This is a genomic window from Halomonas sp. NyZ770 (assembly GCF_020616575.1).
GTDB classification, from domain to species: Bacteria; Pseudomonadota; Gammaproteobacteria; order Pseudomonadales; family Halomonadaceae; genus Vreelandella; species Vreelandella hamiltonii.
Window position 1 is genome coordinate 1,536,252 of record NZ_CP085143.1, and the last position, 22,850, is coordinate 1,559,101.

The following is a 22,850-nucleotide window of genomic DNA, read 5'->3' on the forward strand; positions in this document are numbered from 1 at the left end:
GGGTCAGATAACGCCGCTTGCCAGCAGGTCATGCATATGCAGAGCGCCAATCGGGCGCTGCTGTTCATCGACCACGGCCAGCGCCGTGATACGACTATCTTCCATTATACGCACGGCTTCGGCCGCCAGAACGTCGGGGCCGATGCGTTTGCCTGGCCGTGTCATGACGTCGTCCACCTTGACGTCGCGCAGGTCGTGAAACTGGTCCAGCGTGCGCCGCAGGTCGCCATCGGTATAGACACCGGCCAACCTGCCCTGGCTATCGATGACGCAGGTAAAGCCGAGCCCCTGGCGGGTGATTTCCAGCAGGGCATCGCGCAGTGGGCTGCCCAGTGCAACCCGAGGAAGCCGAGAGCCATCGTGCATCAGATCACGCACGCGCAGCAGCAGTCGCTTGCCCAGGCTGCCGCCAGGATGCGAGAGCGCGAAATCTTCGGCCGTGAAACCGCGTGCTTCCAGCAGTGCGACGGCCAGCGCGTCACCTAGCGCAAGCGCTGCCGTCGTCGAGCTGGTGGGGGCCAGATCCAGTGGGCAGGCTTCACGTTCGACGCCGCTGTCCAGGTGGGCCTCGGCGTGACGTGCCAGGGTCGAATCAGGGCGCCCCGTCATGCTGATCAAGGGAGTTCCCAAGCGCTTGAGCAGCGGCAGCAGAGCCGTGACTTCGCCGGTTTCACCCGAGTTCGACAGGGCCAGCACCACATCGCCCCGGGTAATCATGCCGAGGTCGCCGTGGCTGGCTTCTCCGGGATGAACAAAGAAGGCGGGCGTGCCGGTACTGGCCAGGGTGGCCGCCAGTTTTCCGGCGATATGGCCGGATTTGCCCATGCCGGTCACCACCACACGACCCTTGCAAGCCAGGATCAGCTGGCAGGCGCGGTCGAAGCTCTCGTCCAGCTTGGCTTGCAGGCCGCCAATCGCGGCTTGCTCTATCTGCAGTGTCCGCAGTGCGCTTTCACGCAGTGAGCTGGGTGGGGTGGGAGGCTGGGGCATGGTCGGTCTCGTTCTCGTCATCACGGTTGATAGCCTTCAAGAATAACATCTTGCGGCGGCTTTTAGCCAAACCACTGGCAGGCCGTGGCCAGCAGGCAAGGTGCGCGTGGCTGTTCCTGTGGGTGGCGTTAGGATACGATGTTCGATAATATTTCGAAAACACTGTTTTTTAAACCGCCGATCCGGGCTCGACATGCCCGCGTCGGCGAGCGAACGAGGGGTGTGATGCCCATGACGGATATGCCCTTTATCCAGGTGGAGGATGTGTACTTTTCCCGCGGCGACCACGATATCTTTCGTGGCGTGAGCATGAGCATTCCGCGTGGGAAAGTCACTGCCATCATGGGGCCCAGCGGAACCGGCAAGACCACCCTGTTGAAATTGATCGGCGGGCAACTGGTGCCTGATCGGGGGCGCGTGCTGATCGATGGGCAGGACGTGCATCGGCTGTCTCGCAAGGCGCTGTTTGCGCTGCGCAAGCGAATGGGCATGCTGTTTCAGAGTGGCGCGCTGTTTTCCGATCTGGATGTCTTCGAGAACGTCGCTTTTCCACTACGCGTGCATACCGACCTGCCCGATACCATGATTCGTGACCTGGTGTTGATGAAGCTGCAGGCCGTGGGCCTGCGCGGAGCGCGCCACCTGTCGCCTGCCGAGCTTTCGGGCGGCATGGCCCGCCGCGTGGCGCTGGCGCGGGCCGTGGCACTGGACCCGGAGCTGATTCTTTACGATGAGCCGTTCGTGGGCCAGGACCCCATTTCCATGGGCGTACTGGTGCAGCTCATCAAGCGCTTGAACCAGGCCATGTCGCTGACCTCCGTGGTGGTTTCCCATGACATCAAGGAAACCCTGAGCATTGCCGACTATCTCTACCTGATCGCCGATGGCCAGGTGGTGGCGCATGGCACGCCGGCGTCGCTGGATGTCAACGAGGACCCCAGAGTCAGTCAGTTCATGCATGGTGAGCCGGACGGCCCTGTGCCGTTTCACTATCCTGGCAACACCCTTTACCGAGACATTCTCGGTCACGATCCAGCAAGCGGGGCAGGGTAAATGCAGTCAAGACTCTTACAGTGGGTAGCGCCCATCACGCGATTGGGGCGCAAGGGATGCGAGATGGTGGAAGCGCTGGGGCGCGCGGCAGTGTTTCTCGCGCAGTCGGCGGTCGGGGTGCCTTCCCGTGAAGGGTGGGCTCTGTGGCTTCGTCAAATGCATTTTGTCGGCGTGCTTTCTCTGGCCATCGTGCTGGTGTCCGGACTGTTCATCGGCATGGTGCTGGCGCTTCAGGGCTACACCATTCTGGTGGATTTTGGTGCCGAGCAGGCATTGGGGCAGATGGTGGCGCTGTCGTTGCTGCGAGAGCTGGCCCCGGTGGTGGCAGCGCTGCTTTTTGCAGGGCGGGCCGGCTCGGCGTTGACCGCCGAGATTGGTTTGATGAAGGCCACCGAACAGTTGACCAGCATGGAAATGATTGGCGTCGACCCGCTGCGTCGCGTAGTGGCCCCGAGGCTTTGGGCCGGATTCGTGGCGCTGCCGATCCTCACGGTGGGGTTCAGTGTGGTCGGTATCTGGGGCGGCTATCTGGTCGGCGTCGAGTGGCTGGGCGTTTTCGAAGGCTCTTACTGGAGCAACATGCAGTCCAGCGTCTCGTTCATCAATGATGTCGGTAACGGCATGATCAAGAGTCTGGTGTTTGCCCTGGTGGTGACCTGGATCGCCGTTTTCCAAGGGTATGATCTGATTCCCACGTCCGAAGGCATTTCTCGGGCGACCACCCGTACGGTGGTGTACTCATCGCTGGCGGTGCTGGGGCTGGATTTCGTTTTAACCGCCGTCATGTTCGGCGGCCTTCAATAGCTGGGGTGGTGTCATGAAGCGCAGTAAAACCATGGAGTTTGGCGTTGGTCTATTCATGTTGGCGGGGATCATCGGCCTGGTCTTTCTGGGGCTGAGAGTCAGCGGTTTGACGCTTTCGGGCGCGTCTGACACGTTCCGCCTGGAGGCCAACTTCTCCAATATCGGCGGCCTCAAGCCGCGTGCCCGTGTCACCATGGCGGGCGTGACCGTTGGACGTGTCGAGGCCATCGAGCTGGACCGGGAGTGGTACGACGCACGCGTGGTGCTGAGCCTGAACAGTGACTTGGAAGGCCAGCTTTCGCAGGATACCACGGCGGCCATTCTGACGGCTGGGCTGCTGGGTGAGCAGTACATTGGTTTGAGTGTGGGCGGTGCCCCTGAGGTGCTACAAGACGGTGACACGATTCGCGACACGCAATCGGCCCTGGTGCTGGAAGAACTTATTCAGCAGTTCGTGTCCAATATGGTCAGCAACTAAGCATCCATGGTGATGGTGCGTGATTACAGAGGTGTAACGATGCAAAAGATGACAGCAACTTTTTCCCGCTGGTTTGCCCTGGCCCTGCTGCTGATGGCTTTGCCTGCCTTGGCCAAGGCGCAGTCTCAGTCGCCCGAACAGATGATTCGCGACAACATCGAAGGGTTCATGGCGCAAATCGAAGGGCGTGAAGACTACTATGCCAACAATCTCGATGAGCTGAAGGCGCTGGTCAACGATAGCCTGGATGACATTGCCGATTTCCGTTATATCGGTGCCAGCGTCATGGGCAGCTATTTCCGCAATGCCACGCCAGAGCAGCGCAGCCGTTTTGCGGATGTCTTCCGCCAGACGCTGATCGATACCTACACGCGTGGTCTGGTGACCTTCGACTACGACGAGCTGCGTGTGTTGAGCCAACAGCGTGCCCAGCGTCACGAAGATCAGGCCAGTGTCGATATGGAAGTGGTGGCCAACAATGGTCAGGTCTACCCGGTCAGCTACAGCCTGCGCCTGGCCAATGGTGAATGGCGCGTGGTCAACGTGATCGTCAATGGTATCAACCTGGGCCTCACGTTCCGCAATCAGTTCGATCAGGCCATGCGTGAAAACAATCGCGATTACGATGCGGTCATTCGCGGCTGGTCGCCGGATATCGGCGTCGAAGAGCTGGAGCAAGGGGGCGATGCGTGAGCACGCTGCTCGACCGCCCGAATGTCTCACTGGCCGAGCAACCGGATGGGCTGGTGGTGTCCGGTGACTTGAGCATGAACGCCGCCGCCGATGTGGCGGCGGCAGGAGTAAGCTGGCTGCGAACCACCCGCGCCACGTCGGTTCAGTTCGATTTCAGCGGTGTCGATGGTGCCAGTAGTGCTGCCTTGAGCGTGATGTTCGAGTGGCTGAGAGCGAGCCAGGTCAGGCAGTTGCCGGTGAGCGCGATCGTGCTATCGCCGCCGCTCCAGCGTCTGGCGACGCTGGCAGAGCTGGAGCCCTTGATAGCTCAGCACAGCCCCGTGCAGTAATCCTTCTCCATAAAGCAGCCTGCGGGCTGCTTTCTTCTATCCGTCATGCTGCCAACATCGCCAAGCGTGATGCTTTTCTTTATCATGTGGCTTTTCCGCACATTCTTTTCATGACCCCAAAGGAGTTTCCTGGCTTATGCAACCCAACGAGGTCAAAGCACTGCTTGAATCCCGCATCGATGGGTGTGAGTTTCACATCCAGGGAGAAGGCTGCAATTTTCAGGTTATTGCGGTTGGCGAAGCCTTTGAAGGTCTTTCACCTGTAAAGCGCCAGCAACTGGTCTACGCCGCGCTGAGTGATGAAATCGCGTCCGGTGCCCTCCACGCTATCAGCATCAAAACGTTTACCCCGACGCAGTGGCAAACTGCATCGCAAAGCGCTGAGTAACGGCCTGCCCATGGATAAGCTGATTATTACCGGCAACGGTTGCGTTGACGGAGAAGTGTGGGCCAGTGGCGCCAAGAACGCGGCGCTGCCCATTCTGTGTGCCAGCCTGTTGGCCGATGGCCCCGTCGTGATCGGCAATTTGCCGCACTTGCAGGATATCACCACGACGCTGGAGCTGTTGGGCCGGATGGGCGTCGAGCCCGTCATGGGTGAGAAGCTGAGCATTCAGTTGGACGGCTCTCAAGTGACTCAGTGCCATGCGCCTTACGAGCTGGTCAAGAAAATGCGCGCCTCGATTCTGGTGCTGGGCCCGTTGTTGGCGCACTTCGGCAAGGCCGACGTCTCGCTGCCTGGCGGGTGTGCCATTGGTTCGCGCCCGGTGGATCTGCATCTGCGTGGTCTAGAGGCCATGGGTGCCGAAATCCACGTGGAAGCGGGCTATATTCGTGCGCGCGTAGATGGACGCCTCAAGGGTGCCACGATCTTCTTCGATACGGTGACCGTGACAGGCACCGAGAACCTGCTGATGGCCGCGACCCTGGCCGATGGCCGTACCATTCTTGAAAATGCTGCTCGTGAGCCCGAGGTCGTGGACCTTGCCGAGTGCCTGATCAAGATGGGCGCGAAGATCAAGGGGCATGGCACCGATACCATCATCATCGATGGGGTGCCTTCCCTGCACGGCTGTGAACACGATGTGATGCCGGACCGTATCGAAACCGGAACGTTTCTGGTGGCGGCTGCCATGACCGGTGGGCGTGTCAAGGTCAAGCGCACTCGCGCCGATATCCTCGAAGCGGTGTTGGCCAAGCTGGAAGAGGCCGGTGCCGAGATCACCAGTGGTGATGACTGGATCGCGCTGGACATGCACGGCAAGCGCCCCAAGGCCGTCAACATTCGCACGGCGCCGTATCCGGCATTTCCCACCGACATGCAGGCGCAGTTCGTGGCCATGAATGCGGTGGCAGAAGGGCACTCGCGTGTCGTGGAAACGATCTTCGAAAACCGCTTCATGCATGTGCAGGAGCTCAATCGCATGGGCGCCAATATCGTGCTGGAAGGTAACGCTGCGCTCATCCAGGGCGTCGACAAGCTGTCCGGTGCACCGGTCATGGCGACGGACCTGCGTGCCTCGGCGTCTCTGGTGATTGCGGCCATGATGGCCGAAGGCGAGACGCTGGTGGATCGTATTTATCATATCGATCGCGGTTATGAGTGTATCGAGGAAAAACTTCAGCTGCTGGGGGCGAAGATTCGTCGCATTCCCGGCTAAGCCATGTGACCAACCATTGGCCTTACATCATGAGTAAGCAATTGATCCTGGCCCTTTCGAAAGGGCGTATTCTGGACGAAACGCTGCCGCTGTTGGCAGATGCGGGCATTACGCCCGCAGAAGATTTGAGCAAGAGTCGCAAGCTGCTGTTCGATACCAACCTGCCGGATGTGAAGCTGGTCATCATTCGCGCCACCGATGTGCCTACCTATGTGCAGTTAGGGGCCGCCGATGTGGGTGTGGCGGGCAAGGATGTGCTGCTGGAGCACGGTGCCGAGGGGCTGTACGAGCCGCTGGATCTGGACATTGCTCGCTGCAAGCTGATGACGGCAGGCGTGACCGGGCAACCACCGGCACGAGCTCGTCGCCGGGTGGCGACCAAGTTCGTCAACGTGGCGCGCCGCTACTACGCCGAGCAGGGCATTCAGGCAGAGGTGATCAAGCTGTACGGTGCCATGGAGCTGGCGCCGCTGATGAACCTCGCCGATGAAATCGTCGATATCGTCGATACCGGCAATACGCTGCGTGCCAATGGCATGGAGCCAAGGGAATTGATTGCCCATATCAGTACCCGTCTGGTGGTCAACAAGGCGGCCATGACCATGAAGCATGATCGTATCAAGCCGCTGTTGGCGCGTTTGGAAAGTGCCGTAAAGCAACGTCAATTGCAGCCTGCCGAATGACACGAGGTTTGCCATGAGTGAGACAACCACTGCCACCATTGCTCGGCTCTCTACCACTGAGCCGGGCTTCCATCGTCAGCTGGATACGCTGCTGGACTGGGAGGGCGTGTCCGATAGCGCCGTGCAGGCCCGTGTCGATGAAATACTGGCGGACGTCAAACAGCGCGGTGATCAGGCCGTCATCGATGCCACCAACCGCTTCGATCGGCTGGCCGTCGACTCCATGGAGCAATTGCGCCTGTCGCCCGAGCAGTTGAAAACGGCGTATGAGGGGCTGCCGTCGGAACAGCGTGAAGCGCTGGCCGTGGCAGCGGAGCGCATTCGTCGCTACCACGAGCGGCAGAAGCCGGAGTCCTGGCAGTATCAAGAGGCCGATGGCACGGTGCTGGGGCAAAAGGTGACGCCACTGGACCGCGCTGGTATCTATGTGCCGGGCGGCAAGGCGGCCTATCCTTCTTCGGTGCTGATGAATGCGATACCCGCCCACGTGGCTGGTGTTCGTGAGATCGTCATGGTGGTGCCGACCCCTGACGGTGTACTGAACGATCTGGTGCTTGCGGCGGCACATCTGGCCGGTGTCGATCATGTTTTCACCATCGGTGGGGCTCAGGCCGTTGCGGCATTGGCTTATGGCACCCAGAGCGTACCTCGTGTCGACAAGATCGTGGGCCCCGGCAACATTTACGTGGCCACCGCCAAGCGTGCGGTATTCGGGCAGGTAGGCATCGACATGATTGCCGGGCCGTCAGAAATCATGGTGGTCTCCGATGGACAGACCGACCCTGATTGGTTGGCCATGGATCTGTTCTCCCAGGCCGAGCATGATGAAGATGCCCAGGCGATTCTGGTCAGTTGGGACGCCGAGCATCTGGATGCCGTCGCGGCTTCCATCGAACGGCTGCTGCCTACGCTGGAGCGTGAGGAGATTGCGCGTGCTTCGCTCAAGCGTCGGGGGGCGCTGATTCTCTGTCAGCACCCGGCCGACGCCGTCGGGATGATCAATCGCATAGCGCCGGAGCACCTGGAGCTCTCCGTGGCCGAGCCCGAGGCGTGGCTAGAGGAGATCCGCCATGCAGGCGCCATCTTCATGGGGCGTCATACGTCGGAGGCCTTGGGCGACTACTGCGCGGGTCCCAATCACGTGCTGCCGACGTCCGGCACGGCGCGTTTCTCGTCACCGCTGGGGGTTTATGACTTCCAGAAGCGCTCTTCGATCATTCACTGCTCTCCTGAAGGGGCGTCCGAACTGGGCAAAGTGGCGTCGGTCCTCGCCCGAGGCGAATACCTGACGGCGCATGCACGCTCGGCCGAGTATCGTATTCGCAGCAAGTGAGGTATGGGTGGAGCGGCTTCAGGAGCCGCTCTGCCGATCTTCGGACGTCGCATTGGTGGGCACGGGGCGCTCGCCCACTTCCAAGGTGACTTCCATGCGCTCACCGCTGCGCACGATGGTCAGGGGAAGCTTGGTACCCGGTGGGATAGAGGCAATCTCGCTCATGGTGGCACGAGCATCCATGATGACCTGGTCGTCGATGGAAAGCAGCACATCGCCGGGCTGCAGCCCTGCCTCTGCTGCTGGCCCACCGCTGACCACGCCAGCCACGATGACGCCTTGGGGAGTGCGTAACCCAAACGAGGCGGCCAGTTCCCGCGATAACGCCTGAGCCTCGATGCCCAGCCAGCCGCGAATCACCCGGCCGCGGGTGACCAGTTCGTCGAGGATGCTGTGGGCAAGGTTGGCCGGAATGGCGAAACCGATTCCCTGTGAGCCTCCCGAGCGTGAAAAGATCGCCGTATTGATACCCACCAGTGCGCCGTCAGGATTGACCAGCGCTCCGCCCGAGTTGCCCGGGTTGATGGCCGCGTCGGTTTGAATGAAATCTTCGTAGGCATTCAGCCCCAGGTGGCTGCGTCCCGTGGCGCTGATGATCCCCATGGTCACCGTCTGCCCCACACCGAAGGGGTTGCCGATCGCCAGGGCCACATCGCCCACGGCCACTTCCTTCGAATCGGCCAGCTCGATCACGGGCAGGTTGTCCAGTTGAATGCGCAACACTGCCAGATCGCTTTCCGGGTCGGTGCCAATCACTTGGGCCAGGGTTTCTCGGCCATCGCGCAGCGCCACTTGTATCTGATCGGCCCCGCTGATCACATGGTGGTTGGTGAGCACGTAACCATCGTCGCTGACGATGACGCCAGAGCCCAGGCTGGAGAGCATGCGTTGATGGGTCGTCGCATCGTCGCCGCTGAAGAACTGCTGGAAGAATGGATCGGACATCAGCGGGTGCTGGTCCCGTGACACGATGCGCGACGAGTAGATGTTGACCACCGCTGGCGCGGCCTGATTGACAGCGTTGGCGTAGCTGGCCGGACCCTGGCTGCGAGAGAGTGGTGCTGCCTGACGGATATCTGGGGCAGGGCGGTTGGCCGTTGGTTGGTTGCCAGTCGCGACCAGTGCAGGCTGTGGCTCGACGGTGGTGGGCGTCGCCTGACGAAACGGGTTGGGAATCTGCTGGGGGAAGGCCAGCAGAATGACTGCGGCCAGCAGAAGGCCCGTGGTAATGGGCCAGAGATAGGGCAGCACAAAGCGGTGCATGCAAGCATTCCTCAGCGGATGGCGGTCTTCAGCAGGTCGCGAGGTTCGCGATAACGTGCAGCGAGTTTACAATAGACGATATGGTAACACTTTACGCTGCGCTTCCCCACGGGGCAGCGGCAACTATTAAGGAGTCCGCGTGAACCATCGTGATCAACTCGTCGCTGCTTGTGACCACCAGCTCCGCGCTGGCCAATTCAAGGATTACACCATCAATGGCCTGCAAGTTGAAGGGCGAGAGGAAGTGCGGCGGGTCATGACCGGCGTGACGGCGTGCCAGGCGCTGCTCGATGAGGCGGTGGCCTGGCAGGCAGATATGGTGCTGGTTCATCACGGCTATTTCTGGAAGAACGAGCCAGTGGCGATTACCGGGATGAAGCAGAAGCGCATCAAGACGCTGATGGCCCACGATATGAGTTTGCTGGCGTATCACTTGCCTCTGGATGCCCATGCGGAGTTGGGCAATAACGCCGAATTGGCGCGGCGCCTGGGATGGAAGGTAGAGGGATGTCTGGACGGCGAGCTGGGCGAAGGATTGCTGTGGTCGGGGCGATTGGTGACACCTCAACCTCTGGCCGCGTTGGCGGAGCAGTTGAGCCAGACACTTCAGCGTCAGGCGCTGGTCGTCGAGGCGCCGCTGGCGGGGCCAGTGGAGCGAATTGCCTGGTGTACCGGTGGGGCGCAGGACATGATCACGGCTGCCCACGAAGCAGGTGCTCAAGTATTCGTGTCAGGAGAGATTTCCGAGCGTACCACGCACCTGGCGCGCGAGCTGGGTATTCACTACATCGCGGCTGGGCACCATGCCACCGAGCGTTATGGGGTGCAGGCGCTGGGTGATTGGCTGGCCAGCCAGTTCGATGTCGAGCATCGTTTCGTGGATATCGACAACCCGGCCTGACTCGGAGAAAAGTGCGCGCTGCCAGGGCGCTCAGGGGCGCCCTGGCGAGCGTAGATCAGTAGCGTGGGGGTTGCGCAAGCGTATCGCTGTCCGATTTCTGATGCTCTTTCAATCCGAACCCTTCGGAGAGCGTGCCGTTCTTGCCAGCCGCGTAATCGCGGGGCATGGCAAGGTCGGCATCGTTTTCTGCCGTGGCCGCTGCTTTGTGATGGGAGGTCTTGACGCTGGTGAGCTGCCATTGAGCCGCCTCGTCGGCAATCTGCGCTTCGATCTGATTTGTCTCTTGGCGGATGCTGTCAAGGCGTTGCTGAATGCCGGTCAGGCTGCTGCCCATGGCTTTTTTCAGTTCCGCAATCTTGTGCTCGCGCTCCAGCAGCGTTTGCTTCAGCGCAGCCGTGTCTCTCTCGCTCTTGCTGAACAGGCGATAGCAGGCAAGGCCAATGAGAAAGCCAGCGATGAGACCTACAACGGCAAAAGTGATTGGCGAGCTTGCTTCCACGGTATTCTCCCTAATAATGATGCGCGCCATGTCATCGATGGCATGGCGTCGCCGATCGCACAGCTGCATGGACGGACCCATTATAGGCGCGTCACGGCTGGTCGGGTCAATCCGCTCATGCGCTTAGCGTTCAACCCGCGTATAATTAGGCTCTTTTTATCGGTCAGGCCAGTGCTCGGCGTGCGTGCCATTGTGCGCCGAAGCAAGCGCTTGACTACGCGCTGCGGGAGCATCTTCATGTCATCAGTATCTGCACGCCAGGCGTCTGAACACCCCCGTCGCCTGACGCCACTGGAGCGTTACCAACAGGATTTGACGCGCAGTGACTTTCAATACGACCCGGCTCAGGAGCAGGCGGTCAAGCATCTCCAGCGCCTTTACGATGATCTGTTGTCGGCTTCCACGACCGTACCCAAGGCTGTGGTCGCAAGCAAAGGGTTGAAGGCGAAGATGGCAGGTCTGCTGGGCAAGCGCAGTGAGCCGGGCAAGCCCCCGGTGCCCCGGGTGAAGGGGCTCTACTTCTGGGGTGGGGTCGGGCGCGGCAAGACCTACCTGGTGGATACGTTTTATGACGCCTTGCCCTTTCCTGAAAAAATGCGCACGCACTTTCATCGGTTCATGCAGCGGGTGCATAACGAGTTGACGCACTACAAGGGTGAGAAAAACCCGCTGACGCTGATTGCCGGCAAGTTTGCAACCGAGGCTCGGGTGATCTGTTTCGACGAGTTTTTCGTCAAGGACATCACGGATGCCATGATTCTGGCCAATCTCATGGAGGCGCTGTTCGAGCGTGGTGTCGTGCTGGTGGCGACCTCCAATATCATCCCTGATGAGCTCTACAAGGATGGCCTGCAGCGCGCTCGGTTCCTGCCTGCCATCGAGCTGGTCAATCGCCACTGTGACGTCGTGAATGTGGACTCGGGGATCGATTATCGGTTGCGGGCGCTGGAGCGTGCGGAAATTTTCCATGCGCCGCTGGATGAGGCTGCCGACAAGGAGCTGGCACGCAGCTTCAAGGAGATTGCCGGTCATGCGGGAGAAGAGGGCGCGCCGCTGGAAATCAACCGCCGTGTGCTGAAAACGCGTCGACTTCATGAGGATGTCGTCTGGTTCGAATTTGCCGAACTGTGTGACGGGCCGCGTAGCCAGAACGACTATATCGAGCTTGCCCGAGAGTTTCATACCGTGCTGGTGGCCAATGTGCCGCGCATGGATGCCAAGCGCGACGACCAGGCGCGCCGCTTCATCAATATGGTGGACGAGTTTTATGATCGGGGCGTCAAGCTCTTGATGTCGGCAGAAGTGCCCGTCGAGTCGCTTTACAGTGACGGCAAGCTGACCTTCGAATTTCAGCGGACGCTGTCTCGCCTGCAGGAGATGCAGTCCCGGGAGTATCTGGCGCTGCCGCACAAACCCTGAGCGCCTCTGTTGCCTGAGTGCGATGCCAGGGCGTTCGAGAAAAGTGAAGATGGCACTTAACTTGTCCACTCACTTGCTGTAGAATGACGCCTCGCTGTACGTTGCAGTCTTTTTCTGGCTGCAACCAAAAAGAATAGGGATGGTGCTTCGCTATCAAGTGGCGCAAGTTACCCAACACACTTAATCTGGTGATTTCATCCATGAAGACGTTCAGTGCTAAGCCGCAGTCCGTCCAGCGCGACTGGTATGTTGTCGACGCTACGGACAAAACGCTCGGTCGTCTGGCAACCGAGATTGCTCGCCGCCTGCGTGGCAAGCATAAGCCCGAATTTACCCCTCACGTTGATACCGGCGACTACATCGTTGTCATCAATGCCGAGAAAGTCCAGGTGACCGGTAACAAGGCGAAGGCCAAGACCTACTACCGCCATACTGGTTACCCGGGCGGTCTGCGCTCCATGACCTTCGACAAGATGCTGGACCACGCTCCCGAGCGCATCATCGAGTCTGCTGTCAAGGGCATGCTGCCGAAAGGCCCGCTGGGTCGCGCCATGTATTCCAAGTTGAAAGTGTACGCAGGTGCCGAGCATCCGCATGCTGCCCAGCAGCCGCTTGAACTGAACATCTGAGGAAATCTTCGCCATGACACAGCAGTATTACGGTACCGGGCGCCGCAAGACTTCCACCGCTCGTGTGTTCCTGAAGCCGGGCTCCGGCAAAATCACTGTCAACAACCGTGAACTCGACGAGTACTTCGGTCGCGTTACCGGCCGCATGGTTGTTCGTCAGCCCCTCGAGCTGACCGAGACCCTGAACCAGTTCGACGTGTATGTGACCGTCGAAGGTGGTGGTGGCTCTTCACAGGCTGGCGCCATCCGTCACGGCATCACGCGTGCCCTGATGAACTATAACGAAGACCTGCGCCCGACTCTGCGCGCTGCTGGCTACGTCACTCGTGACGCACGTCAGGTAGAGCGTAAGAAAGTCGGCCTGCGCAAGGCGCGTCGTCGTCCGCAGTTCTCCAAGCGTTAATTTTACGCTATGCGGCAAAAACGCCCAGGTCCAAGACCTGGGCGTTTTTTATTGGAATATCAAAAAATTATAGTACCTGTACCACCATGGTCCGGGGCGGTTGTTCTTGTGCAGAGCGCTTTGTTTTTTTAACATAGGGCGTATTTGATATTCGTCGCCGCAAGACGCCTTTGCGGCGAAACGGGTAAGCTGATGGGAGAAACCAGAAATGGCAGATAACGGCGTAAACAAAGGCCGGCGCCGTTTCCTCGTGGGCGCCACCTCCGTTGTGGGGGCGGTGGGCGCTGTCGGGGTTGCGGTCCCCTTTGTGGCATCCTGGCAGCCTAGTGCCAGTGCGTTGGCGGCCGGTGCGCCGGTTCGAGCTAACTTTTCCAAGCTCGAACCGGGGCAGCGTGTCACCATCGAGTGGCGTGGGCGGCCGGTATGGATCATCAACCGTACGCCTGAGATGGTCGAGCGTACAGAGAGCCTGGATCCGTCTCGCTTGCGGGATCCGGAATCCACGGAGCAGCAGCAGCCTGCCTACATCACTGGCCCGTTGCGCTCTGTGCGCCCCGAGGTCGGTGTCATGGTTGGCGTGTGCACCCACCTGGGTTGCTCTCCGTTGTACCGTCCCGAGCCTGAGGCCGCAGTCACAGACAACTGGCCGGGCGGTTTCTTCTGTCCTTGCCATGGCTCGTACTTCGATCTCGCCGGACGCGTCTTCAATAACGTACCTGCACCCTCCAACCTTGAAGTGCCGCCCTATCGTTTCGAGGGTGAGGACATCATCGTTGGTGAAGACGAGGAGGCCGCGTAATGGGTAATCCTAATCGAGTCAAGGCTGAACGCGGCATCATGCGCTGGGTGGACGACCGCTTCCCCGCAACGCAAATGATGCAAGACCACCTCACCAAGTACTACGCACCGAAGAACTTCAACTTCCTCTACATCTTTGGTGTATTGGCGTTGCTGGTGCTGGTCAACCAGATTCTGACCGGTGTCTGGCTGACCATGAGCTACAACCCCACGTCGGAAGGCGCTTTCCGCTCTGTGGAATACATCATGCGTGACGTCGAGTACGGCTGGATCATCCGCTATATGCACTCGACCGGCGCCTCTGCCTTCTTTGTCGTCATTTACATGCATATGTTCCGTGCATTGATGTACGGATCATACAAGGCCCCGCGCGAGCTGGTCTGGATCTTCGGCATGGCCATCTATCTGCTGCTGATGGCAGAGGCTTTCATGGGCTATCTGTTGCCCTGGGGTCAGATGTCCTACTGGGGTGCTCAGGTCATCATCTCGCTGTTCGCGACCATCCCTGGTATCGGCCCGGATCTGGCGCAGTGGATTCGTGGTGACTTCCTGATTTCTGGAATCACGCTGAACCGCTTCTTTGCCCTGCACGTGGTGGCGCTGCCTATCGTGATCCTGGCACTGGTGGTGCTGCATATCATTGCACTGCACGAAGTCGGCTCCAATAATCCAGATGGCATCGAGATCAAGGAAAAGAAAGACGAAACCGGCAAACCGCTGGACGGCATTCCTTTCCATCCGTACTACACCGTGAAGGATCTGGTGGGTGTGGCGGTCTTCCTGTTCGTTTTTGCGGTGGTGCTGTTCTACTTCCCGGAAGGGGGTGGTTACTTCATCGAGCGTCCCAACTTCGAGCCTGCCAACCCGATGGTAACGCCTGATCACATTGCGCCGGTGTGGTACTTCACGCCGTTCTATGCCATCTTGCGGGCCATTACCTTCGACTTCCTGGGATTGCGTGCCGAGTTCCTGGGCGTGCTGGCCATGGGTGGCGCTATCGCCATTCTGTTCGTACTGCCCTGGTTGGATCGTAGTCCGGTCAAGTCCATGCGTTACAAAGGCTGGTTGTCGCGTATTGCGCTCATCATCTTTGCGATCAGCTTTGTGATCCTGGGTGTTCTGGGTGCCATTCCGGCGACTCCGCTGCGTACGCTGGTTGCCCAGATCTGTACGGTGCTCTACTTCGCCTTCTTCATTCTGATGCCGGTGTATACCAGTATCGAGAAGACTAAACCCGTTCCTGAAAGGGTGACTGGCTAATGAAAAAGCAACTGTTCGCACTGCTGTTCGCGCTGCTGCCTTTTATGGCGGTCGCAGCGCCAGGGCCCGATGTGCCTTACTCCATGACGCCGGATCTGCGTGATCAGGAGTCTCTGCAGCGTGGTATGCAGCTCTACGTCAACTACTGCATGGGATGTCACTCGCTGGAGCATCAGCGCTTCTCCCGTGCAGCAAATGATCTGGGTATGCCGCAGGACCTGGTCGAAGAGAACCTGATTTTCTCTTCATCGCTGGGTTACAACGACCTGATGCACATCGCCATGCTGCCGGAAGATGGTGAAAGCTGGTTCGGCGCTGCGCCGCCTGATCTGACGCTGCATGGTCGTCTGCGCGGTCCCGACTGGATCTACTCCTACCTGCTGAGCTTCTACCGTGACCCGAGCCGTCCACTGGGCGTCAATAACGCGGTATTTGATCTGGTGGCCATGCCCAACGTGCTGGAGCCGCTGCAGGGTGTTCAGGAGATGGTCTGCTCGGAAACCGACCAGCCGGTAGCAGGGCAGTCGCCCGACCCGCTGTCTGGCAAGTACCAGTCTTGTGAAGTGCTGCAAGTCACTCAGCCAGGTTCCATGGAGCCTGCCGAGTTCGAGGAAGCCGTCTATGACCTGACCAACTTCCTGGCCTACGTCGGTGAGCCTTCCAAGCTGCAGGCTCAGGCACTGGCGCCCAAGGTGCTGATCTTCATCTTTATCTTTGGTGTGATCGCCTACCTGCTCAAGCGTGAGTACTGGCGGGATGTTCACTAAGCATTAGCCTATGCTTGGTGGGCGGGGCGCACGGCGAAAGCCGTGCGCCCTTTGTTTGTTTATGTGCCCCCAGGGGCTTTGCGTCGCTTTACCATAAAAGGCGGCGGGCGTGTTACTATCGTCTATTGTTTTGATGCGAGGATGCTTTCATGGGTGTTGTGGCCAAGCGGTCGTCAATGATCTTTTACTCAGGTAATGATGATCATTTCAGTCATCGTGTGCGCATTGTTCTGGCTGAAAAGGGAGTGGCGGTCGATATCGTCGATGTTGCTGAGGAACAGCCACCTGAAGAGTTAGCGGACCTCAACCCGTACAACAGTGTTCCCACGCTGCTGGATCGTGATCTGGTGCTCTATGAGTCCAAGGTCATGATGGAGTATCTGGATGAGCGCTTTCCTCATCCGCCGCTGTTGCCCGTCTACCCAGTGGCACGTGCTCAAAGTCGGCTGTGGATGCACCGTATCGAACGCGAATGGTGCCCGATGCTCGAGCTGATCCGCACGGGTGGCAAGAAAGAGGCAGACAAGGCGCGTAAAGAGCTGCGCGAAAGCCTGATCGGCATTTCGCCCATCTTCGAAGATATGCCGTATTTCATGAGCGAAGAGTTTACGCTGGTGGATTGCTGTCTGGCGCCCATCCTTTGGCGTCTGCCCGAGCTCAATATCGAGCTGCCGGAGAAGCAGGTGAAGCCGCTGCTGAACTACATGTCGCGCGTATTCGAGCGTGAAGCGTTCAAGGCCTCCTTGAACGAGCGTGAAAAAGAGATGCGCGCCTGAATTCATATGGCCCCTAGCCTGATGGGCAGGGGCCTCACTTGTCAGGAGGAGGGAGACTTATGAAGTCGAGCCGTCCCTATCTCGCCCGAGCCTTGTACGAATGGCTTCTGGATAACGACCTAACGCCTTACCTGGTGGTGGATGCTACGCAGCCGGGCGTAGAAGTGCCGCGCCAGTTCGTTCAGAACGGTCAGATCGTACTCAATGCCGCGCCAACGGCAGTGCGTGACCTGTTCATGGAGAACCAGGCAATTGGTTTCAGCGCTCGCTTTGGGGGTCAGCCCATGCAGGTGATGATCCCCATCCCTGCGTTGATCGCTATCTACGCTCGTGAAAACGGGGCAGGCATGGTCTTTGGCCATGAGCCGGAACTGGATGCCGACGAGCTAGAGGGGGGTGAGGAGTCCTCAGCTGATGAAGCTGCACGACCCGAGCTGACCTTGACGGAAGCACCTTCCAAAGAGGCGTCGGATGCATCGACTGCGTCTGAAAAGCCCAAGAAGAAACCGGCTCTCAGAGTGGTCAAGTAGCCGGGCTTTTAGCCTGGTCATGGCTAAATGGTCATGACTAAAAAAAGCCTCGCCAGTCACGCTGGCGAGGCTTTTTGTTGCCAGGACGAAGCTCAGTTCAGGTAATCGAAGACCTTGACGATGCGCTGAATGCCGGCCACGCCGGACGCCGCATTGACGATTCGGTCGGCTTCCTCACGAGTGACCATGCCCATCAGGTACACGGTGGCATTCTCGGTGGTGACTTTCAGCTTGGAAGAGTCGATCTGATCATTGGTGGCAAGGTGGCTGATGACATTGGTGGTCAACCAGGTGTCGGCCAGACGTTGGCTGGCGGGCAGGTTGGCTGCAATGGTCAGTTCGTTGTGCAGCTGATTGACGCCGCGCAGGTTGGAAGCCACGTTGCCTGCCATGGTTTTCAGTTCATCGCTAGGGACTTGGCCGACCAGCAGCAAGGTGCCGTTGTAGCTATGGGCGCGAATCCGCGCGTCGCCTAGCCGAGCATCGGAACGTGACAGAGAGCGCTCCACTTCGCGTTCGATGGTGGCATCGACGGCTTGGACATCGCTGCTGCGCTGGCCGTAGTTGGAGGGGTTGGAGCCGCTGTTGTTGGCACAGCCACTGAGCAGAACCGCGCCGCACAGCGTAGCGACCAAGAGGGAGCGAGAAGAAAAACGTAGGGCCATTGAGATGACTCCTTTATCGATATAATTCGTTGACCTGAGCGCGCTGTCAGGCAGCGCCGCCAAACAGCTGTTCGTCAATTAAATCACACAGACAGTGAATGACCAGCAGATGGACTTCCTGTATGCGCGCCGTCGAGGTGGCGGGCACGCGTATTTCACAGTCATCCTGGCCAAGCAGCGACGCCATGTTGCCACCGTCACGCCCTGTGAGAGCCACCACCGTCATGTCGCGATCATGGGCTGCCTGGATGGCTTGAACGATATTGGCGGAGTTGCCGCTGGTCGAGATGGCCAGCAGGACATCGCCCGGTTGACCCAGCGCACGAATCTGTTTGGAAAATACTTCGTTGTAGCTGTAGTCGTTGGCGATGGAGGTGAGCGTCGACGTGTCGGTGGTCAATGCCAGCGCAGGCAGGCTGGGGCGCTCGCGCTCGAAGCGGTTGAGCAGTTCCGAAGAGAAGTGCTGGCTGTCGCCTGCGCTGCCGCCATTGCCGCAGGCCAGGATCTTGCCTTCGTTGACCAGGCACTGAACCATCATTTGGCTGGCCACTTCGATAAACGGTGGCAGCACCTCGCTGGCATAGGTCTTGGTATCAATGCTGGCATTGAAGTGATTGAGAATGCGAGATTGAAAGTCCATCAGGGCTTCCCGGTTATAGAGTATTAATAAGCGTCAAAAGCCGCTTGTTCCCATTCGAACGTCAGCTCGGGTGGCATGCCTGTGATCGCTAGAATATCAAAGCGGCAGGGGCAGTCGAGGCCATGCCTTGCAATATAAAGCGTGGCAGCCTTTACCAGACGGCGACGTTTCTGTGCCGTCACGGTCTCCAGTGGATGCCCGTGCTCCGTGGTGGCGCGGTGTTTGACCTCGATGAACACCAGAATATCCCGATCATACATGATCAGGTCCAGTTCGCCTCCCTTCACGTGGTGGTTGCTGGCCACCAGCCGAAGGCCTTTCTCCTGCAGCCATTGAGCGGCGATTCGCTCAATGGCTGCTCCTCGGTAGCGTGCGCTTTGCGGGCTACGGCTCATTGCCCAAGAGGCCAGGGATCAGGATGGGCGCGGGCGTACCGTTCTGGAACTTTGCCCACGGGAGTTCGCGATGAATGCGGCCGTCGCTGGCCAATGACATGCGACCGGTGCTGCCGTTCAGGCCATTGATGTCCGAGAGGTCCGACATGCGTTTGGCCAGCTCGTAGGCATCGACGCCCATGGCCATGAGGCGGAACATGGAGGCGTCGGACTCTTCGCGCAGCTGTTGGTAGGTGGCGTAGAAGGGCAAAACTTCCTCTCCACCGACGGCTGCGTCAGGAATCTGCCAGGGGATGTCCATGAACATGACGTCGTTGAGGTCCTGGTCCAGACGAGTCTGTCGGCGGCCTTCATGCAGGTGCGAGGTGGCGTAGATCGGCAGGTCAGGTGCGTAATAGTAATCCATGGTGGGCGGCACCTGGCGCGCGTAGTCGGGCAAGGCGAGCAGGAACAGGGCGTCGATGTTGCCCAGGCGAGCCCGTTCGCCGCTGACGTTCAGTGCAGTTTGGACGGCATTGGACACAGGGCTGCTCGGGTTGTAGCGCACGGCATTGGTGACTTCGCCGCCCAGGCGCTGGTACTCGTTCCAGAAGGCTTCTCCCACTCGGCGCCCCCAGTCGTTATCCGGCACCATGACGGCTACCTGGCGGTGCCCGTCCTGATAAGCACGGCGGGCTGCCTGGCGTGCTTCGTCTTCGGCTGACAGGCCATACTGCAGCAGGCGCTGGGCCTGATTGCTGGCATTGTTGCCGTAGTTGAGCGCCAGTGTGGGCAGCGGAACGCTGTCGCGCTGTTCCAGCTGGGTCACCTGATCCTTGTCGAGCGGGCCGATCAACAGCTGTGCGTTCATTTGTTCGGCACGGCTGTAGATTTCATCCAGAGAGTACTGGGAGGCGTCGATGAAGGTCAGCTGTACGCCATCATTGCTGATTTCGTTGTGGCGGCGCATGGCCGTGGTCAGCGTGCCGGCCACGCTGCTCAGAGGGCCGGATTCCGGCAGGGCTACGGCGATGCGTCGCACGTCGGTGCCTTCCAGCTCCGGCAGCGCGACTTGCACGTCGTCAGGGCGTTGGTCCAGCGCTTCCTGGGCCCATTGGCGACGCTCTGCCAGCGTTTGCTGCTGATTGGCCTGCATGGGCAGTTCGTCATCCAGTACTTGCGTGGCGCGCAGGACCGCTTGCGGGTCGTTCATGCCGCGGGCCAGTTCCGAGAACAGCATGGCCCAGCGCAAGCGATCGGTATCGCCCAGTTGGGCTTCATCGATGCTGCTGGCGGCCTCGAAAGCGCTCTCTCGCTGACCCTGGCGGGCCAGGATGTTGGCCGCTTCCAGGCGCGTTTGGGCAGCCTGTTCGGGAGCCTGCTGCTCTGCCTGGCTGAGCAGTCGTCCTGCGTCCTGATCGGGGGCTCGGTCAACGACGCTGGGCGGCTGCATGGCACACCCGGTGATGAGAAGTGCCATGAAGGCAGTGGCCAACAGGCCACGAAGTGACTGTTTCATGTATCCTTCCTTAGTTTCCATTTGCGCTGTCGCGGCCTATGAGCAGGTTGATCTCACGTTGAGTAAGCATAGCGCACCGTCAGGGCAAGCTATTAATAAATCGGGAGTCACGATGACACACCAACCTCCGGGCACATTGTACGTGGTTGCTACGCCAATTGGGAATTTGGACGATCTGTCGCCTCGCGCCGCTCGGATACTTGCCAGTGTGGCGCGCATCGCCGCCGAGGATACGCGCCATAGCGGACGTTTGTTGGCCCATCTGGGGGTCAATACCCCCATGATATCACTGCATGAGCATAACGAAGCGCAGCGCGTGGATAGCCTGGATCGTTATCTTGTGGCAGGGGAAGACATCGCTCTGATCAGTGATGCCGGCACGCCGCTGATCTGTGATCCGGGATTCGTGCTGGTGCGCGAGCTGCGTGCGCGTGGGCGTCATGTGGTGCCCTTGCCCGGTCCTTGTGCCTTGATCACGGCGCTGTCGGCGGCTGGCCTGCCCACGGATCGCTTCACTTTTGGCGGTTTTTTGCCTGCCAAGTCCAGTGGCAGGCGCCAGGCGCTGGAGCGGTGGGTGGCCCGGGAGGAGACGCTGGTGTTTTACGAGTCGCCTCATCGTATCCTGGCGACGTTGGAGGCGCTGGCAGAGCAGATGCCCGAGCGCAGCGTGGTGCTGGCCAGGGAACTGACCAAGACTTTCGAGACGTTTTTGCAGGGAACGTCTGCGCAGCTGCTGGAGCAGATGGAGCAGGATGCCAATCAGGCGCGTGGTGAGTTCGTGATCGTCATTGCCGGAGCGGCGCCCGTCGAGCAGGGTGATGAGCAGTCCGTGGAGGCAGATGCCCTGCTGGCGGCGCTATTGGCCGAAGGTGTCGGGGTCAAGCAGGGAGCGGCGGTGGCGGCGCGATTGATGGGAGGGCGCAAGCAGCAGTGGTATGCCAGATTGCAGGCAATCAAAGGCGAGCATTGAGGCCAGGGCGGGGCGCTGGTATGCTTGCCGCCGGAGTTGGCCAGACAGTCGCCGCTAATATGCTCGCAAGAGCCGTTGGGGGAGGAAAGTCCGGGCTCCACAGGGCAGAGTGCCAGGTAACGCCTGGGCGGCGAGAGCCGACGGAAAGTGCAGCAGAGAGTAGACCGCCTAAGTTTCTGACATCAACCTCAGGAACCGGTAAGGGTGAAAGGGTGCGGTAAGAGCGCACCGCGCGCCTGGCAACAGTGCGTGGCATGGTAAACCCCACTCGGAGCAAGACCAAATAGGGACCCAATGGCGTGGCCCGCGCTGGGTCCGGGTAGGTTGCTTGAGCGCTGTGGTGACGCAGCGCCTAGAGGAATGACTGTCCACGACAGAACCCGGCTTATCGGCCGACTCCCCATTTCCATGAAAGGCGTGCAGGGCACGCCTTCCCAAATTTTGTGTGAGAGTAACATGCCTTCTGCCGACGCCGATCAGGTCGCTTCCCGTTTTCGTCACACCAGCGTGTTATTGGACGGGGCCGTCGATGCGTTGATCCATGATCCCGACGGTGTCTATCTGGACGGCACGTTCGGTCGCGGGGGGCACTCGCGTCTCATCCTGTCGCGGTTGAGTGAACAGGGCCGCTTGTTGGCCATGGACCGCGACCCACAGGCCATTGCCGCCGCTGCGGAAATCACCGACTCGCGTTTTGAGATCACTCGTCGTGAATTTGCGCGGCTGGCGGAATTCGCCCAAGAGCAGGGCGTACATGGTCGGTTGTCGGGCATCCTGCTGGATATCGGCGTGTCGTCGCCGCAGTTGGACGATCCCGAGCGTGGTTTCAGCTTCATGCGCAATGGCCCGTTGGACATGCGCATGGACCCCACGCAAGGCGAGAGTGCAGCAAGCTTTCTGGCCCGTGCCAGCGAATCCGAGATAGCCAGCGTCTTCAAGACCTATGGCGAAGAGCGCTACGCCAAGCGGCTGGCCAATGCCGTGGTCAAGCGGCGCGTCGAGCAACCTTTCACGCACACCGTGGATCTGGCCGACGTCCTCAAGGCAGCCCATCCCGCCTGGGAAAAGGGCAAGCACCCGGCGACCAAGGCGTTTCAGGGACTGCGTATTTACCTCAACGGCGAGCTGGAACAGCTGGATGGCGCTTTGGAAGCGGCCCTGGAAGCCTTGGCGCCGGGTGGGCATCTGGTGGTCATCAGCTTTCATTCGCTGGAAGACCGCCGCGTCAAGCGCTTCATTCGCCACCATGTACGCGGAGATACCCATCTGCCGCGTGGCGTTCCCATCCGTGATGATCAGTTGAATCGCCGCCTCGAGGCCTTGGGCAAGGGGAACCGTCCCAGCGACGAAGAGGTGGATGCCAATCCCCGGGCCCGCAGTGCCGTCATGCGTGCCGCCCGTAAGCGAGCGTGA

At 59.8% G+C, this 22,850-nt stretch carries 27 protein-coding genes and 1 other RNA gene; 21 read left to right on the top strand and 7 right to left on the bottom strand.

Annotated features, from left to right (window positions below; all coding sequences use genetic code 11):
• Nucleotides 1–3: 3 nt before the first annotated feature.
• On the bottom strand, nt 4–990 hold the full coding sequence (locus LG409_RS06990; RefSeq protein WP_039177452.1) for a KpsF/GutQ family sugar-phosphate isomerase: 987 nt from the start codon (nt 988–990) through the stop codon (nt 4–6).
• 231 nt (nt 991–1,221) lie between these two features.
• Here LG409_RS06990 and LG409_RS06995 point away from each other — a divergent pair, with 231 nt between their 5' ends.
• The 9 genes from LG409_RS06995 to hisD all read left to right on the top strand — a co-directional run bounded on the left by LG409_RS06995 (nt 1,222) and on the right by hisD (nt 8,024).
• Complete coding sequence (locus LG409_RS06995) at nt 1,222–2,043, top strand: ABC transporter ATP-binding protein (RefSeq protein ID WP_040460708.1); 822 nt, start codon at nt 1,222–1,224, stop codon at nt 2,041–2,043.
• Nucleotides 2,044–2,847, top strand: a complete 804-nt coding sequence (gene mlaE / locus LG409_RS07000; RefSeq protein WP_039177449.1) for a lipid asymmetry maintenance ABC transporter permease subunit MlaE — start codon at nt 2,044–2,046, stop codon at nt 2,845–2,847.
• A gap of 13 nt (nt 2,848–2,860) precedes the next feature.
• Nucleotides 2,861–3,325: an outer membrane lipid asymmetry maintenance protein MlaD gene (mlaD, locus tag LG409_RS07005; RefSeq protein ID WP_016913488.1), complete on the top strand. Its 465-nt coding sequence runs from the start codon at nt 2,861–2,863 to the stop codon at nt 3,323–3,325.
• A gap of 39 nt (nt 3,326–3,364) precedes the next feature.
• Complete coding sequence (locus tag LG409_RS07010) at nt 3,365–4,018, top strand: MlaC/ttg2D family ABC transporter substrate-binding protein (RefSeq protein WP_039177446.1); 654 nt, start codon at nt 3,365–3,367, stop codon at nt 4,016–4,018.
• Nucleotides 4,015–4,347 carry an STAS domain-containing protein gene (locus LG409_RS07015; protein WP_039177443.1) on the top strand — a complete coding sequence of 111 codons (333 nt, stop codon included), beginning with the start codon at nt 4,015–4,017 and terminating at the stop codon, nt 4,345–4,347. Before LG409_RS07010 ends, LG409_RS07015 begins: the two co-directional genes overlap by 4 nt.
• 136 nt (nt 4,348–4,483) lie before the next feature.
• Nucleotides 4,484–4,735: a BolA family protein gene (locus LG409_RS07020; RefSeq protein WP_016913491.1), complete on the top strand. Its 252-nt coding sequence runs from the start codon at nt 4,484–4,486 to the stop codon at nt 4,733–4,735.
• A 10-nt stretch (nt 4,736–4,745) separates the two neighbouring features.
• Entirely contained in the window at nt 4,746–6,008 is a 1,263-nt protein-coding gene (gene murA, locus LG409_RS07025) for a UDP-N-acetylglucosamine 1-carboxyvinyltransferase (RefSeq protein ID WP_039177440.1), read from the top strand.
• 29 nt (nt 6,009–6,037) lie between these two features.
• Nucleotides 6,038–6,691 carry an ATP phosphoribosyltransferase gene (gene hisG / locus LG409_RS07030; protein WP_039177782.1) on the top strand — a complete coding sequence of 218 codons (654 nt, stop codon included), beginning with the start codon at nt 6,038–6,040 and terminating at the stop codon, nt 6,689–6,691.
• 13 nt (nt 6,692–6,704) lie between these two features.
• A complete protein-coding gene (gene hisD / locus LG409_RS07035) occupies nt 6,705–8,024 on the top strand; it encodes a histidinol dehydrogenase (RefSeq protein ID WP_096923170.1) in 1,320 nt (439 codons plus the stop codon).
• A gap of 18 nt (nt 8,025–8,042) precedes the next feature.
• Here the strand turns inward: hisD and LG409_RS07040 are convergent, their stop codons facing one another.
• Nucleotides 8,043–9,287, bottom strand: coding sequence for a S1C family serine protease (locus LG409_RS07040; RefSeq protein ID WP_096923169.1), 1,245 nt, complete (start codon nt 9,285–9,287; stop codon nt 8,043–8,045).
• A 139-nt stretch (nt 9,288–9,426) separates the two neighbouring features.
• Here LG409_RS07040 and LG409_RS07045 point away from each other — a divergent pair, with 139 nt between their 5' ends.
• On the top strand, nt 9,427–10,188 hold the full coding sequence (locus tag LG409_RS07045; RefSeq protein WP_039177434.1) for a Nif3-like dinuclear metal center hexameric protein: 762 nt from the start codon (nt 9,427–9,429) through the stop codon (nt 10,186–10,188).
• A gap of 55 nt (nt 10,189–10,243) precedes the next feature.
• Here the strand turns inward: LG409_RS07045 and LG409_RS07050 are convergent, their stop codons facing one another.
• Nucleotides 10,244–10,756 (bottom strand): ZapG family protein, encoded by a 513-nt coding sequence (locus LG409_RS07050; protein WP_227407919.1) that lies wholly within the window; start codon nt 10,754–10,756, stop codon nt 10,244–10,246.
• A gap of 168 nt (nt 10,757–10,924) precedes the next feature.
• On the opposite strand from LG409_RS07050, the gene zapE reads away from it, so the two are divergent.
• The 8 genes from zapE to LG409_RS07090 all read left to right on the top strand — a co-directional run bounded on the left by zapE (nt 10,925) and on the right by LG409_RS07090 (nt 17,269).
• Nucleotides 10,925–12,106 carry a cell division protein ZapE gene (gene zapE, locus LG409_RS07055; protein ID WP_227407920.1) on the top strand — a complete coding sequence of 394 codons (1,182 nt, stop codon included), beginning with the start codon at nt 10,925–10,927 and terminating at the stop codon, nt 12,104–12,106.
• A 200-nt stretch (nt 12,107–12,306) separates the two neighbouring features.
• A complete protein-coding gene (rplM, locus tag LG409_RS07060; protein WP_016913499.1) occupies nt 12,307–12,735 on the top strand; it encodes a 50S ribosomal protein L13 in 429 nt (142 codons plus the stop codon).
• Between the two features lie 13 nt (nt 12,736–12,748).
• Nucleotides 12,749–13,138 carry a 30S ribosomal protein S9 gene (gene rpsI, locus LG409_RS07065; protein WP_016913500.1) on the top strand — a complete coding sequence of 130 codons (390 nt, stop codon included), beginning with the start codon at nt 12,749–12,751 and terminating at the stop codon, nt 13,136–13,138.
• Between the two features lie 208 nt (nt 13,139–13,346).
• Nucleotides 13,347–13,937 carry a ubiquinol-cytochrome c reductase iron-sulfur subunit gene (petA, locus tag LG409_RS07070; protein WP_039177424.1) on the top strand — a complete coding sequence of 197 codons (591 nt, stop codon included), beginning with the start codon at nt 13,347–13,349 and terminating at the stop codon, nt 13,935–13,937.
• Nucleotides 13,937–15,196: a cytochrome b gene (locus LG409_RS07075; RefSeq protein ID WP_039177421.1), complete on the top strand. Its 1,260-nt coding sequence runs from the start codon at nt 13,937–13,939 to the stop codon at nt 15,194–15,196. Before petA ends, LG409_RS07075 begins: the two co-directional genes overlap by 1 nt.
• The gene (locus LG409_RS07080) at nt 15,196–15,963 is read left to right on the top strand and encodes a cytochrome c1 (protein ID WP_096923167.1); all 768 of its coding nucleotides are present in this window, start codon (nt 15,196–15,198) and stop codon (nt 15,961–15,963) included. Before LG409_RS07075 ends, LG409_RS07080 begins: the two co-directional genes overlap by 1 nt.
• 149 nt (nt 15,964–16,112) lie before the next feature.
• Nucleotides 16,113–16,739, top strand: a complete 627-nt coding sequence (gene sspA / locus LG409_RS07085) for a stringent starvation protein SspA (RefSeq protein WP_026001643.1) — start codon at nt 16,113–16,115, stop codon at nt 16,737–16,739.
• A gap of 59 nt (nt 16,740–16,798) precedes the next feature.
• The gene (locus LG409_RS07090) at nt 16,799–17,269 is read left to right on the top strand and encodes a ClpXP protease specificity-enhancing factor (RefSeq protein WP_039177413.1); all 471 of its coding nucleotides are present in this window, start codon (nt 16,799–16,801) and stop codon (nt 17,267–17,269) included.
• Nucleotides 17,270–17,361: 92 nt separating this feature from the next.
• On the opposite strand, the gene LG409_RS07095 is transcribed toward LG409_RS07090, so the two are convergent.
• Genes LG409_RS07095 through LG409_RS07110 form a run of 4 tightly spaced genes read right to left on the bottom strand, consistent with a single transcriptional unit; the run spans nt 17,362 to nt 20,467 of the window.
• Entirely contained in the window at nt 17,362–17,934 is a 573-nt protein-coding gene (locus tag LG409_RS07095; RefSeq protein WP_039177412.1) for a BON domain-containing protein, read from the bottom strand.
• 46 nt (nt 17,935–17,980) lie between these two features.
• Nucleotides 17,981–18,574 carry a phosphoheptose isomerase gene (locus tag LG409_RS07100; protein WP_016913507.1) on the bottom strand — a complete coding sequence of 198 codons (594 nt, stop codon included), beginning with the start codon at nt 18,572–18,574 and terminating at the stop codon, nt 17,981–17,983.
• Between the two features lie 23 nt (nt 18,575–18,597).
• A complete protein-coding gene (locus LG409_RS07105; RefSeq protein ID WP_039177406.1) occupies nt 18,598–18,969 on the bottom strand; it encodes a YraN family protein in 372 nt (123 codons plus the stop codon).
• Nucleotides 18,959–20,467: a penicillin-binding protein activator gene (locus tag LG409_RS07110; RefSeq protein WP_039177404.1), complete on the bottom strand. Its 1,509-nt coding sequence runs from the start codon at nt 20,465–20,467 to the stop codon at nt 18,959–18,961. The genes LG409_RS07105 and LG409_RS07110 overlap by 11 nt, the downstream gene beginning before the upstream one ends.
• A 112-nt stretch (nt 20,468–20,579) precedes the next feature.
• Here LG409_RS07110 and rsmI point away from each other — a divergent pair, with 112 nt between their 5' ends.
• The 3 genes from rsmI to rsmH all read left to right on the top strand — a co-directional run bounded on the left by rsmI (nt 20,580) and on the right by rsmH (nt 22,850).
• Entirely contained in the window at nt 20,580–21,437 is an 858-nt protein-coding gene (rsmI, locus tag LG409_RS07115) for a 16S rRNA (cytidine(1402)-2'-O)-methyltransferase (protein ID WP_227407921.1), read from the top strand.
• A 32-nt stretch (nt 21,438–21,469) separates the two neighbouring features.
• An RNA gene (gene rnpB, locus LG409_RS07120) (RNase P RNA component class A) lies at nt 21,470–21,841 on the top strand.
• Between the two features lie 52 nt (nt 21,842–21,893).
• Nucleotides 21,894–22,850 (top strand): 16S rRNA (cytosine(1402)-N(4))-methyltransferase RsmH, encoded by a 957-nt coding sequence (gene rsmH / locus LG409_RS07125; protein ID WP_186299145.1) that lies wholly within the window; start codon nt 21,894–21,896, stop codon nt 22,848–22,850.